The sequence below is a fragment of the Streptomyces sp. DT2A-34 genome (assembly GCF_030499515.1).
Taxonomy (GTDB): Bacteria; Actinomycetota; Actinomycetes; order Streptomycetales; family Streptomycetaceae; genus Streptomyces.
On the sequence record NZ_JASTWJ010000001.1, the window covers coordinates 9,558,583 to 9,570,935 of the forward strand.

Annotated in this window: 9 protein-coding genes and 3 pseudogenes; 6 read left to right on the forward strand and 6 right to left on the reverse strand. The window is 68.6% G+C overall.

Annotated elements, in window-relative coordinates:
• Positions 1-62: 62 nt before the first annotated feature.
• From QQM39_RS42600 to QQM39_RS42610, 3 genes are all read left to right on the forward strand, one after another.
• On the forward strand, positions 63-542 hold the full coding sequence (locus QQM39_RS42600) for an NUDIX domain-containing protein (RefSeq protein WP_302002935.1): 480 nt from the start codon (positions 63-65) through the stop codon (positions 540-542).
• Between the two features lie 54 nt (positions 543-596).
• Positions 597-1,406: a 3-hydroxybutyrate dehydrogenase gene (locus QQM39_RS42605; protein WP_302002936.1), complete on the forward strand. Its 810-nt coding sequence runs from the start codon at positions 597-599 to the stop codon at positions 1,404-1,406.
• 76 nt (positions 1,407-1,482) lie between these two features.
• Complete coding sequence (locus QQM39_RS42610; RefSeq protein WP_302002937.1) at positions 1,483-3,273, forward strand: GAF domain-containing protein; 1,791 nt, start codon at positions 1,483-1,485, stop codon at positions 3,271-3,273.
• A gap of 920 nt (positions 3,274-4,193) precedes the next feature.
• Here the strand turns inward: QQM39_RS42610 and QQM39_RS42615 are convergent.
• The 6 genes and pseudogenes from QQM39_RS42615 to QQM39_RS42640 form a co-directional block, all read right to left on the reverse strand.
• Positions 4,194-4,337, reverse strand: a pseudogene (locus QQM39_RS42615) (SDR family oxidoreductase); the annotation flags it as partial.
• Between the two features lie 29 nt (positions 4,338-4,366).
• Positions 4,367-5,308, reverse strand: coding sequence for an IS3 family transposase (locus QQM39_RS42620; protein WP_301996157.1), 942 nt, complete (start codon positions 5,306-5,308; stop codon positions 4,367-4,369).
• The gene (locus QQM39_RS42625) at positions 5,296-5,586 is read right to left on the reverse strand and encodes a transposase (protein ID WP_301994515.1); all 291 of its coding nucleotides are present in this window, start codon (positions 5,584-5,586) and stop codon (positions 5,296-5,298) included. The genes QQM39_RS42620 and QQM39_RS42625 overlap by 13 nt, the downstream gene beginning before the upstream one ends.
• 285 nt (positions 5,587-5,871) lie before the next feature.
• Positions 5,872-7,350 (reverse strand): serine/threonine-protein kinase, encoded by a 1,479-nt coding sequence (locus tag QQM39_RS42630; protein ID WP_302002938.1) that lies wholly within the window; start codon positions 7,348-7,350, stop codon positions 5,872-5,874.
• Positions 7,351-8,389: 1,039 nt separating this feature from the next.
• On the reverse strand, positions 8,390-9,163 hold the full coding sequence (locus tag QQM39_RS42635) for a hypothetical protein (RefSeq protein WP_302002939.1): 774 nt from the start codon (positions 9,161-9,163) through the stop codon (positions 8,390-8,392).
• Between the two features lie 169 nt (positions 9,164-9,332).
• Positions 9,333-9,740 (reverse strand): annotated as a pseudogene (locus tag QQM39_RS42640) (transcriptional regulator); the annotation flags it as partial.
• Between QQM39_RS42640 and QQM39_RS42645 the strand changes: the two are divergent.
• The 3 genes and pseudogenes from QQM39_RS42645 to QQM39_RS42655 all read left to right on the forward strand — a co-directional run.
• Positions 9,624-10,322, forward strand: a complete 699-nt coding sequence (locus QQM39_RS42645; protein WP_302003960.1) for a hypothetical protein — start codon at positions 9,624-9,626, stop codon at positions 10,320-10,322. The pseudogene QQM39_RS42640 and the gene QQM39_RS42645 overlap by 117 nt on opposite strands.
• Positions 10,323-10,818: 496 nt before the next feature.
• The gene (locus QQM39_RS42650) at positions 10,819-11,211 is read left to right on the forward strand and encodes a hypothetical protein (protein ID WP_302002940.1); all 393 of its coding nucleotides are present in this window, start codon (positions 10,819-10,821) and stop codon (positions 11,209-11,211) included.
• 693 nt (positions 11,212-11,904) lie between these two features.
• Positions 11,905-11,994 (forward strand): annotated as a pseudogene (locus tag QQM39_RS42655) (IS5/IS1182 family transposase); the annotation flags it as partial.
• Positions 11,995-12,353 lie beyond the last annotated feature (359 nt).

Genomic DNA, 12,353 nt, shown 5'->3' on the forward strand with positions numbered 1-12,353 from the left:
GCCCGTCGTACGCCCCCGGAACCCGCCGGGGGCACGGCCAACGGCCCGTTAGGGTCGAGGCCATGGCTACTCCTGACTTCATTCGTACGATCCGGGCCTCCGCCGGTCATCAGCTGCTGTGGCTTCCCGGGGTCAGCGCCGTCGTCTTCGACGACGAGGGGCGGGTCCTGCTGGGGCAGCGCGCGGACAACCGCAAGTGGACAGTGATCAACGGCATCCCGGACCCGGGCGAGCAGCCCGCGACGGCCGCCGTGCGGGAGGTGTACGAGGAGACGGGTGTCCGGTGTGTCGCCGAGCGCGTCGTCCTCGTCCGATCCGGGAATGAGGTCACCTATCCCAATGGCGACACGTGCCAGTTCATGGACGTCACCTTCCGCTGCCGGGCCGTGGGCGGCGAGGCGCGGGTGAACGACGACGAATCGCTGCAGGTCGGCTGGTTCGAGGTGGACGCGCTGCCCGTGATGGACGAACGCCAGCTGTTCCGGATCAAGCAGGCACTGTCCGATGAACCCACGTGGTTCGAGCCTATGAGCTCGGACTGAAGTATGTGCTGTGACCATATGTGGCCTGGCGAGGGTGCTGCCTAGGGTCGTGCCATGACCCCGCCCAGTACCCTCCCGGCTCACGGCTCGTCCCTGCCCTCGCCGCTCGACCTCGGTGGCCGCACCGCCCTCGTCACCGGCGCGGCCGGTGGCATCGGCCGTGCCTGTGCGCTGCGGCTCGCGGCCGCAGGGGCCAAGGTGAGAGCGGTCGACCGGGACGCCGCGGGTCTGGAGGTCCTTGCCGAGAGGGCACAGGGCCTCGCCGGCGCCGTCGAACCGCACGTCCTCGACCTCACCGACCTGGACGCCGCCGAACTCGCCGCCGCAGGCACCGACATCCTCGTCAACAACGCCGGACTGCAACTGGTGCGCCCCATCGAGGAGTTCCCGGCCGATGTCTTCCACACGGTGCTCACCGTGATGCTGGAGGCGCCGTTCCGGCTCATCCGTGGTGCCCTGCCCCATATGTACGGACAGGGCTGGGGCCGGATCGTCAATGTGTCCTCGGTCCATGGGCTGCGCGCCTCGGCCTTCAAGTCGGCCTATGTTGCCGCCAAACATGGTCTGGAGGGACTCTCCAAGACCGCCGCCCTGGAGGGCGCACCCCATGGCGTCACCTCGAACTGTGTGAACCCCGCCTATGTGCGCACCCCACTGGTCGAGAAGCAGATCGCCGACCAGGCCCGGGCGCACGGTATCCCCGAGGAGCGGGTGCTGTCCGAGGTGCTGCTGCAGGACAGCGCGGTCAAGCGGCTCATCGAACCGGAGGAGGTCGCGGAGGCCGTGGCGTACCTGTGCAGCCCGCCGGCATCCTTCGTGACCGGCACGTCGCTCGTGCTCGACGGTGGCTGGACCGCGCACTGAGCGGGGTCACGCGGACGGAATTCCGAGTTATCCACAGGCCTGACGGGGCGGCGGTGCGATGAGCAATCCTGTGAGCATGTCCCGCGATCACGTGCAGTCCGCCTCGCGTTCCACCGCTGCCGGAGCACCCCTGAGCAGCTCCGAGACGCCGTTTCTCGAGCTGCTGGCCAGGGGTGCGTCCGCCGACGCCTACGAGCAGCCGGTGCTGCTCGCCCGCGCCGAGGGCAGACCGACCGAGTCGATCGTCGCCCTCGAACAGGCCAAGCTGCTCGCGCTGCGCGTGCGCTCCGAGCTTGAAGGGCGGCGCAGGCGCGAGGCCGAGCTGTCGGCCCTCTTCGAGACCGCCCACGACCTGGCCGGTCTGCGGGACCTGGACGCCGTGCTGCAGGCGATCGTGCAGCGCGCCCGGTCGCTGCTCGGCACGGACATCGCCTATCTCAGCCTGAACGACCCGGCCAGGGGCGACACCTATATGAGGGTGACCGAAGGCTCGGTCGCCGCCCGGTTCCAGCAGTTGCGGCTCGGCATGGGCGAGGGCCTGGGCGGACTGGTCGCGCAGACCGCCCGCCCCTATGTCACCGACGACTACTTCAAGGACGACCGCTTCCAGCACACCCTCACCATCGACGCCGGCGTGCGCGACGAGGGGCTGGTGGCCATCCTCGGGGTGCCCCTGATGCTGGGGCACCACGTGATCGGCGTCCTCTTCGCAGCCGACCGACGCGCCCGGGTCTTCGAGCGGGAGCAGATCGCGCTGCTCGGCTCCTTCGCCGCCCTTGCCGCCGCCGCCATCGACACCGCGAACCTGCTCAGCGAGACCCGCTCGGCCCTCGCCGACCTGGAGCTGGCCAACGAGATCATCCGGGACCGCAGCGGAGTCATCGAACGCGCTTCGGACGTGCACGACCGGCTCGCCCAACTCGTGCTGCGCGGCGGCGGGGTGCACGACGTGGCCGCCGCGGTCTCCGAAGTCCTCGACGGTACGGTCGAGTTCGCGGAAGCCGCCGCCGCACCGGCCGGGGCGCTGGAGGCATCGCGCGCCGAAGGCCACGCCGTACGGTACGACGACGACTGGATCGCCGCGGTGGCCGCAGGCGGCGAACTGCTCGGCGCGCTGGTGCTGCGTGGCCACCCCGGCCTCGACCCCGTCGACCAGCGCACCCTGGAGCGGGCCGCGATGGTCACCTCGCTCCTGCTCCTCGCCCGGCGCTCCGCCGCCGAAGCCGAACAGCGCGTCCGGGGCGAGTTGTTGGACGACCTGCTCGACGCCCGCGACCGTGACCCGCGACTGCTGCGCGAGCGCGCGGCACGGCTGGACGCCGACCTCGACGCCGGGCATGTCGTGCTCGCCGCCCGCCTCGACGCCGTCGCGGCCGATGCCGACCAGGAGGCGTCCGCCCGCAGACGTCTGTGGTCCGCCGCGTCCCACCTCGCCGCGACCCGGCACGGCCTGGCCGCCGCCCGCGACGGCGGCACGGTTCTGCTCCTGCCCCTCGAAGCGGGGGACACCGCCACCGCCCTGGCCCGCCGCACCGCCCGACATCTCGGCACGGCCGTCCATGAGGCCGTCACCGTCGGCGCCTCCGCCCCGGTCGAGGACCTGGCCGCACACCCCGACGCCGTGGCCGCCGCCTACGAGGAGGGCCGGCGTTGCCTCGAAGCCCTGCGGCTGCAGGGGCAGATCGGGCCCAGAGCTGCGCTACGGCAGGCGACTCGAACTAAAGGCCAAGCCGGTCGATATGACTCGGTCTCTGGGCGGGTGAGCACGGTGCGGGTTGGGTGCGGTGCGTGGTCGTCCCAGCAGGTTCTTGGTCTGCTGGTGGTACACCGCGCGAATGGCCCTGACCAGCGCGAATGCGGGGATTGAAGTGGAGTCGGCGGAGTCTGGCCTGCGTATGGTCCGGATCTTGGTTGTGACCTGGGCGAGGCCCAGGTCGGAATGGCTCGTGAGAGGCGGCCATGAATCGAGAAGCCGCCCACGACGAGATCTTCTTGAAGTTGTCTACCAAGGGGAGCTGACCTGCGGTGATACCGCTGAACGGGTCTCTGGCCTGGGCTGATCCGTCTTTCCGGGTCTTACAGACTCGTGCCTGTATGCGCAGTCGATTCTCCCCAGAGAACGGCACTGCCCGTGGCCGGTGGGGCGCGCTGCGGAAGTGTCATCGATTCGTCCGGCGGTCACAAGCAGTTACTGCCGCTGGTCCGCTTACCAGTGGACCACTGGTAAGGGAAGCAGGCGTATCGCCGGGACCGGCTGCCCGAGTTTCTTCGATACAGACAGCAGCAGAACTCCGCGACGCTGGGCTCTGGTACGACCAGACGCGGGAGTTGCGTCGGCTGGACGAGAACCCGATGCTTCAGGTCACGCCGTCGCGGCGGAGGGACAACGCGTGGCCGTGGTCCCCGCGGACGGTGACCGTCCTGACCGTGTACGAAGTCGACGACCCGGCAGCAGACCTTGATGACGCCGGGACGCCGCTGCTGGTGGTGCCGCTGTCCGACTCCCTTGCCGAGGCCGTACGGCGGCTGGAGGTCGACGGGCCAGGTAGAAGTACTCGGTCTCGCCCGACGCGTTCACGAACTGGTGGAGCAGGCACACGATCTCTGCATCGCCGGCGATCTCCTCGCGGATCTCGCGCAGGAGCGCGTCCTCGCGGCTGGTGTCATGTCCTCCACGCCGCCTCCGACGATCACCCAGTAGGGGGTCCCTTCCTGGGCGGATGCGCTTCATCAGTGTCGTGTCGTGCGCGGTGATCAGGATGGCGCGGACGCGCTGTTTCATCGGAGTCAGTCTCCCTTAGTGCTGTACGGGCGGGCAGGGCAGTTGAGGATCCAGCCACCGTCAATGTGCAACGACTGGCCGGTGATGAACGATGCACTCGGGTTGGCGAGGAAGGCGATGGCGGCAGCTACGTCAGCGGGCTGGCCCTGTCAATCCCCGGGTTTCGTAGAGACGTTGGTTATGCGGTCCGGCTCTCCTGATCGGTCCGGGTCCGCGCTTGCTGGATGATCCGTTCGAACTCGACGGGCGGTTTCCCGCCGGCCGCGCTGTGTCGCCGTTTCGTGTTGTAGAAGTCCGCGATCCAGGTGGCGGTCTTCAGCCTCGCCTCGGTTCGGGTGGCGAAGGTGTGCCGGTGGACGTACTCGACCTTGAGGACCGAGTGGAACGACTCCGCGGCGGCGTTGTCCAGGGCCGACCCGACGCGTCCCATCGACTGCACCACGCCCCACCGGCCGCACAACTGCTGGAACGCCTCGGACGTGTACTCGCTGCCGCGGTCCGTGTGAAAAATGACGCCGTCGACCTGGCCGCCTCTCGTTGCGATCGCCATCTGCAGGGCTGCGCTGACCAGCGCGGCATCATGCCGCCGACCCATCGCGTAGCCCAGGGCCCGGCGGGAGAAGGCGTCGTGGACAGAGGCGAGGTAGAGCTTGCCCTCACCGGTGTCGATCTCCGTCATGTCGCCCCACCACAAAACGTCGGGCGCGATCGCGTCGAACTTGCGCCGTACCAGGTCACCAGCGGTTTTCCGCTTGCCGGGACGGGTCAGCGAACGGCGTCGGCGTGGCGGTTTGCGGCCCTGCAGACCGAGTTCGGCCATGATCTCGGCGACGGTGTTCTGCGATACTTGCCAGCCCTCCTCCCACAGATCCAGCGTGATCCGCGGCGAACCGTACGTCTTGCCCGAGCGGTCGAAGAAGTAGCGGACCCGCTCGGCCAGTTCACCCCGTCTGATCTCGCGTTTCGTCGGCTCATCGGGCCGACGGCGCCACTTGTAGAACCACGCCTCCGACACACCCAGTGCCCGGCAGGAGATGCGGTGCGAAATGTTGTGCACGGTCTTCTGGTCACTGATCACCCCGACGAGCACCGCCGGGTCCGCCTCAGCTACTTCACCCACAAGACCATGCAGCGTTTGAGGACATCGCGCTCCATCCCCAGCTCCTTGACGTCCTTCTTCAACTGGGCGTTCTCCCGCCGCAGCCGCGCGAGCTCCTCGCTCTCGCCCACCGCCCCGGCCCCGGCGGACCTCCGAGCCCGCGACACCCAGCTCGCCAGCGTCGTCTCGTTGATCCCCAGGTCCCTCGCAACCTGCGCGACCGACTTCCCGGTCTCGGTCACGATCCGTACAGCCCCCTCACGGAACTCTGCGTCGAACTTCCGCCTCTTCTCCGCCATGACTCCCAACTTCCCCTGCAGTCACGATCTCTACGCTACGAGGGGAAGGTCAGGCCCCGACGGGGAACGCACTGACGGGCGATCTGGTCCTCGGGGAGTGCTCAGTGCTGGGCGGGCAGAGTGTGACCAGCGTCAGATCGGGAGTTGCCGGCTCGGATTGTGAGCCCGGAACTGGCCCGCACGGCCTGGCGCCACCGTGCGGGCCTTTGAAGCGGCTGGAATAGAGGACTTGGCGGAGGCGGCTCGCCGAGGCGCCGACGCTTTCCAGGGAGACGGGGAAGCCTCCTAGGTTCCGCTCTCTGCTGCCACGTACGTCGTCGTGGCCCTGCGCCCCACGGTCTCCCGTTCGCTCGCCGGCCCGAGTACGAGCACCAAGTGGTAGCGCCCGTTGACGAGGAGGACGAGGTTCCGCGCGAACACTTCCTGTCCCCGCTCGTCCCTCTGCCAGGTGAACTGCCCTTCCGCCAAGGTCCTGTCGCCGACCTCGACGAGGCGGATGCCCGAGGCCGTGCTCCACGTCGCGTCGCGGTAGGGCTGCAGCTCGGGTTCGTCGTTCTTTTGGTATTCGATCAGACCGCCCGGATACGCCTTCACGCTGTCCCGGCCGGGGACGACGACGAGCTCGTACGAGCCTTTCGTATAGCGGTACTGCCCGTCGGCGTTCTTGGCGTGCCGCTGCCATCCAGCCGGTACGTCGAGTCCGAACTCGTCTTCCCGGACGTGGATATAGCCTTTGGCGGCGGTGACCTTAGGCGTGGGGGTGCCTGTGTGAGACGGCGTGGGTGAGCGGTCGGCGCTCGGCTGCTTCTTGCCACCGCCCGGCCAGCTGTCCATGGCCAGGAGTGCCAGCACGAGGGTTACGGCGATAGCGGCGGTCCCGAGCCACAGTCGTCGGCCGCTGCCGCCGCTCTTGGCCGGAACGTCGTGTCGGCTGGCACCCTCGCCCGCTACACCGCGCAGCGCACTCACGACCCGGTCCGCCTCAGGCCGCTCACCTGGCTCCTTGGACAACAGGTCGGCGATGACGGAGGCCAGCGCGTCCGCTTGCCGCGTCCCCGGCGTCTTTGCCGTGAGAACCGCACCGACCGTCCCCTCCACCGACACCCGCTGGAACGGTGACCACCCCTCCACCATCTGGAAGAGCAGCACGCCCAGCGACCAAAGGTCGGAGGCGGGGCCCGGGCGGCTGCCGCCCATGCGCTCCGGCGCGGTGTAGGCGAGCGACCCCATGAACTCGCCGGACCGGGTCAGGGACTCCTCGCCCGCGATGTACGCGATGCCGAAGTCCGAGAGGACCACGCGACCGTCGGCGCCGAGCAGCACGTTCCCCGGCTTCACATCGCGGTGCAGGACACCGCGGAGGTGGGCGGCGGAGAGGGCCTCCAACACGCATAGGGCGATCCGTGCCGCTTCGCGTTCGGGCAGGGACCGCTGCCGTTCTAGGAGGGCCGCGAGGGATTCGCCGTGCACGCGCTCCATGACGATCCAGGGGCGGCCGTCTTCCATCACCACGTCATGGACGGTCACCACCGAGGGGTGGTTCACCCGGGCCGCGGCGCGCGCCTCGCGCAGGATCCGTTCGACGCGTGACGGCCCTTGGGCGACGTACGCCTCCTTCACGGCGACTTCCCGCCCGACGAGCACGTCGAGTCCAGCCCATACTGCGCCCATGCCGCCCGCGCCGAGTTGCCCGCCTAGCCGGTACCGCCCGCCGATCAGCCGCCCCTCGGACGTGGCGGTCTCTGCCTCTCCCCCCGACACCATGCAGGCATCATGCCCGAGCGCGTGGCCGCCCGCCGTGGGATCAGCCGTCCGAGGGAAAAGCCATCACCTTCAACACGGAGTGGGGCATGGAGAGCGAACTCACGGACGCGCCCGTGCTGGCCCCTCCAGAGGCAGAGCTTGTTGAGCCCGTCATCGCCCACATAGTCCATGCAGGAGGGCCGGATTAGGGCGTGTCCGACGGGTCGGGAGAGCTGGCGGTGGATCGTTCGTCAGCACTGGCGGGGTCGGCGGTGCGGCGACCGGCAGCAACAACTACGGCGGGGTCGGCGGAACAGGCGGCAAGAGCGGCACCACTTGCACAAGTGAAGCGGGCGGCAACGGCGGGCTCGGCGGCGTCGGCAACGGCGCACATGGCACCCCCGGCACAGGGAGCGGCACCTGCTGAAACAACCGACCCCAGCTCCACCGGGTACAGCAGCGCGTCCCTCGTACGGGTGAGCCCCCACCAGTACGGCTGCGGCCGCGAAGTCCCTTGGCGACTATGGGAGTTACCGAACTAAAGGAGCGTTCATGGGTGTTCCCATTATTGGCGGGTTGGTCGATAGCGTGATCGGCATCGCAAGTGGCGCAGTAGCCGGCATCGCGCCTCAGGTTCTGGCCCTCGTGGGTGGTCTGGGTGTGCCGGTGTGAGTGACTTGGGCATGCGTGACGGTTCGACGTCATTGAGCGGGCATGAGGGCTGGCCCGCCTCCGGGCACCTTGCCCCGGCGGTGACGCAACGCAGAGCATTGTGGAAAAGGTGTGGCTCCAGCCGAGCCCACTCCGCGACCGCAAAATCAACCCGCCCCACAGGGGACGGAACAATCCGCTACCGGACCGTCACCCGATCCGTCGGACAGGCCCTAGCAGCGGAACTGGAGGACTGCGTCGTCTCAGGAACCTGACGAGCGCACGCGCCAGCCTCCATCAGGCCCCGCCACTACCCCCGTGCGCGGGGCCTGCCCAAATCGTTCTGCAGCTTGGCTCGAGGGCCAGCCGATCGGCCTCCCAAGGGAAGTGCCGCTGCCAAACCAGTGGCTCAGCCCGCGTCCCATATGACCGCGTCGAACTTGTTTCGGTGGTCGCTGCCAATGCCGTCGGAGCCGAGCTCAGTGAGCTTGAGCCGGGCGAGATTCCCGGCGCTGGTTCGTATGCAGAGCACCGTGTTCTTGGTGAGTTGTTGCTTGTCGGTTCCTTCCGCGTCGACCGTGTTCGAGCACTCCTCGTAGCCCGGCAGACTGGTCGTGCCGCCTGACCAGACAGAGACCACGGTGCCGTGCCAGCCCTCGATCTCATTCCCGGGCAATATGTACACATCGCCTTCCTTGGCGTAGCCGACAGCGACGGGCTGTCCCGCGTCCAGGTCCATGGGCTCGGTGTCGAGCAGCAGTGGGCCCCGCCAGAGTTCGCTTCCCGCAGGCGAAGAGCTGTGATCCGGCCCGGGCGTCTCGGTCTGCTTTGACGGCGAGGCGGAGGCGGGTACGGATTCGGGTGCCACGGTGGAAGCAGATGACGTTGGCACGGGCTTGGGGGCACTGTCGGTCTTGTCCCCACCGGAGGAGCCCAGTAATTGCGCCATCGCCGCGATCAGGGCGGCGAGGACTGTCGCGCCGCCAGTGATCCAGGATGCCTGCTGATGCCTGCTGAACCAGCCTCCGCCCGTGTCGCCGCCCTGCCCACCGTCCGGCGTTGGCGGGTCCGTCGGCGGTGGGGGTGGGGATAAAGGCGGCTGTGTACCGTCTTCATCGTTGCCGCTCTGGCCGGGTGTGTTTGTATCGGGTCGATCGTCGGCCATCACGCTCAGCGCCCCCACTGCTGCTGCCGGTCCATATGCGTTGCGCAGAGGCTAACTTCCCGTGGGGGCCTCGCCGGTAACGCTCCGCATTAGCGGCCTTGCCGAAGTGTTCATGCCGTCGGTGCTGCGTTCCGCGCAGGACACGACTGACGGCACCTGGTGGACGTCGCCGGCTGACGGGCAGGCGTCAGCCGGCCCGTGTCACGGCGAGGTGTAGCTCGCGTACGCCGCTTGTGCGTGGGCGCCGGTGGGCGAGTTCGTTGACGATGGTGCGGATCGCGGGCCGGCCGCGGACCTCGCCGGGGCTGGCCCTGTAGGCGTCGAGCAGGGCGCGGGCGGTCTGCTCGGGCCGCTGCCATGCCCACCAGGCCCGCGCCATGTCGGTGCCCAGGCGGGCCTTCCGTTCGGCTGTAGAGAACAGCTCGGGTCGGAGGTTCTTCCCGGCGTCGAGGGCGGCGCCGGCGTCGCCGAGTGCCCAGTGCACGCCGACCGCGTACAGGTCGACGGCGGCCGGGCTGATGGTGAACAGACGGCCGGGTGGAACAGCCTGGGGCAGGCGGCGTGCGGCGCGGCGGGCCTCTTAGGTCATGGCCAGGCCGCCGAGGCCGAGAAGACCACCGCGGAGGAGCGCCGCGGCACCGTGAACCGCATGGCCGAGAGCGTCGCTCAGGCCAGCTACACCCTGAGCCACATCGTGAACATGCTGGCCACCGCCCACGGGCTGAAGGTCCTGGGGATCGACAGGCAGTTCTCCAAGGACGCCGACGGCCGCGACTACAGCCCGCTGAACAGACTGGGGTACTCCGGCGAGACGCTCTACGAGGCTGCGGGCCACATCCAGGCAGTCGCCCATACCTTGGGCAAGGCGTACACGCCGACCCGGAAGCACCCTGGCCTGGCCAGGGCCCGATGCCCTCAGCAGATGAGGACAGCACTGACCAGCCTGCGGGCGGCCCTGGAGTCGGTGTGCGCCGACCTCGCCGCCGACCAGGACGTGGAGGCGGTCACCGAGTACGCCCCCACTCTGACGTTCCTGAGCGAACTGGAAGACCGTGTGTGCCGCAATGCGCCCGCCCAAGGCGGCGGTCCGACCGCCGACGAGGTAACCGCGGCGATCCGGGCCAACCCCGATATCGCCCGTGCGGCCGCCGCCGCTCTGGCGACAACGACTGCCTGAACGGAAGCCGTCCCAAAGGCAGCTTCCTCGGCGTACAGGGGGCCAGCGTCGGGCGGGCCCCACCTTTCGGTCAGGTGCTCGGGTGTGCGGCACCAACCTCGTGAGACACCACAGCTGTGCCGTCTCATGTGATTGGTGCCCGGGAACCGTGCTCGGCGAAGTTGTGGCCCTCATCAGGAAGGACGATGAAGACCCCGGATCCGGGAGGGTCCTCCACGGATGCTCGGCGGACGCGGGCTGCCCACGCAGGGGTGGGCCACTGTGTGTCGCCATCCCCACGCATCCCTGCGCGGTTGACCGCAGCAGGGTCCACGGTGGTGAGGTCGGCGCCAACGAAGTTATTTGCCGCGTCGGTCAGGTTGCCATGAGCTTCGATGAGGTCACGGCCGAGGGCGAGCGCGATGTCAGGGGTTAGGACGCGAGCGCGGGCGAGGGCAAGGTCGAGAGCGCGGACGAGAGTGCGGGGGCGGTCGAGGGCGCGGCTGCGGGCGAGGGCATGGTCAAGAGTGCGGACAAGGTCGCGGTCGAGATCGCGGACGAGGTCGACAGCGCGAAAGCGAACGCGGGCGAGGTCGCCGTCAAGGGCGCGGGCGAGGGCGCGGTCGAGATCGCGGACACGAGCGTGAATGTCATCGAGGTCGATGAGGAGGTCGCCCGCGCGGGCGGGAACGTCATCGAGGTCGAAGTCAAGGTCGCCGTCGACGGCGAGGACGAGGGTACGGCAGCGGGCGAGGGCGCGGCTGCGGGCGAGGTCGCGGACGAAGTCGAGAGCGCGGTCGAGGTCGAGGGCGCGGACGCGGGCGAGAACGTCATCGAGGTCGAGGACGAGGCCGCGAACGAGGTCGAGGTCGTGGACAAGGGATGCGGCGGCGGTCTTCAGGAAATTTGAGACTGTCAGAAGGTCGCCGCGATGCCGGAGTCGCTCTTGCGGAGACATGGACTTCCAGCGAGCTGTCACGTCAGCCAGACCCGGTTCCGTGACGCCGTCCTGGGCTGGATGAGACTGGGCAGTCTCAAGGGGTCGAGGGAGATCCGCAACCGGAGGGGGAGGAGAGGTAACAGGAGTAACCGGCGTGGCCGGGAGGCCGGAAGTCTTCAGGGGAGGCCGGAAGCCGGGAGAACGACGAGAAAGGACAGCCAGGACGCGGCCTGCGAAGGACTCTGCAGCAATCGTCACTCTGCACCTCCTCCGCCCGTCGGATCCTGCTGTGCTGCAATGCCCGTGCCCTGCTGGGGATTCCCTGGCAGCCGGGGCCCGAAGGACCTGCCCTTCACCACCCACCTGATCAACCCGCATGGCGACCGACACCTCGGCTTCAACGATGACGACGGCCGCTTCTACCCGACGCGATCCTGCTGCGGCCGAGCGACATCGACCAGATCATTCAGTTCTCCATGCTCTGGGTGATGAACCACCCGACTCACCCGCGCAGCAACGCCCTGGCCGATGAGGTCGCCGCCGGAGCCAAGGCTGTCGTCCTGCACTACGCCCAGGCCCCAGGGCAGCACTAGGGAGTCACCCTGCTGCCAGCACGCGGCCGGGGCGCGGCGGTGCTCGGCGCCGCCCTACCGCAGGCCACCGCAGGGCTTCGTCGTCCTGCCCCGCCGCTGGAAAGTCGAGCGCACGATCGGCTGGTGCATGAACGCCCGCCGCAACGCACGCGACTACGAGTGCGACATGAAAGCCACTTCTATCAAGTGGCGGGAGGAAAGGAGAGAAGGAACCCGCCCCGATAGTGACCACAGTCGGTTCCCGACTCCGGGTGCGATGGCGGTAACGCCGTGGTGCTGAGCCGGAGGAGAAGGTCCAAGGAAACTGCGGGCCACCGCAGTACACAGACCAGGGAAGGTTCAGAAGGGTGAGAGACCGCGAGCCCTCGTTTGCGCGGCCCGTAACGCGTACGTCGCAGTGGCAAGAAGTCGGCGATGACAAGGCCGGACGCTGAGAGGCGTCACGTGCTCCGGATATTCGTAAGTCCGGAGGTGGTCACCACGGTCTCGGGCTATAGAGGGCACCCTACCTGGATGGCA

Coding starts and splice junctions, on each gene's coding strand:
- QQM39_RS42600 (WP_302002935.1), top strand. CDS start 63: ATGGCTACTCCTGACTTCATTCGTACGATCCGGGCCTCCGCCGGTCAT.
- QQM39_RS42605 (WP_302002936.1), top strand. CDS start 597: ATGACCCCGCCCAGTACCCTCCCGGCTCACGGCTCGTCCCTGCCCTCG.
- QQM39_RS42610 (WP_302002937.1), top strand. CDS start 1,483: ATGTCCCGCGATCACGTGCAGTCCGCCTCGCGTTCCACCGCTGCCGGA.
- QQM39_RS42625 (WP_301994515.1), bottom strand. CDS start 5,586: ATGGCGGAGAAGAGGCGGAAGTTCGACGCAGAGTTCCGTGAGGGGGCT.
- QQM39_RS42630 (WP_302002938.1), bottom strand. CDS start 7,350: ATGGTGTCGGGGGGAGAGGCAGAGACCGCCACGTCCGAGGGGCGGCTG.
- QQM39_RS42650 (WP_302002940.1), top strand. CDS start 10,819: ATGGTCAAGAGTGCGGACAAGGTCGCGGTCGAGATCGCGGACGAGGTC.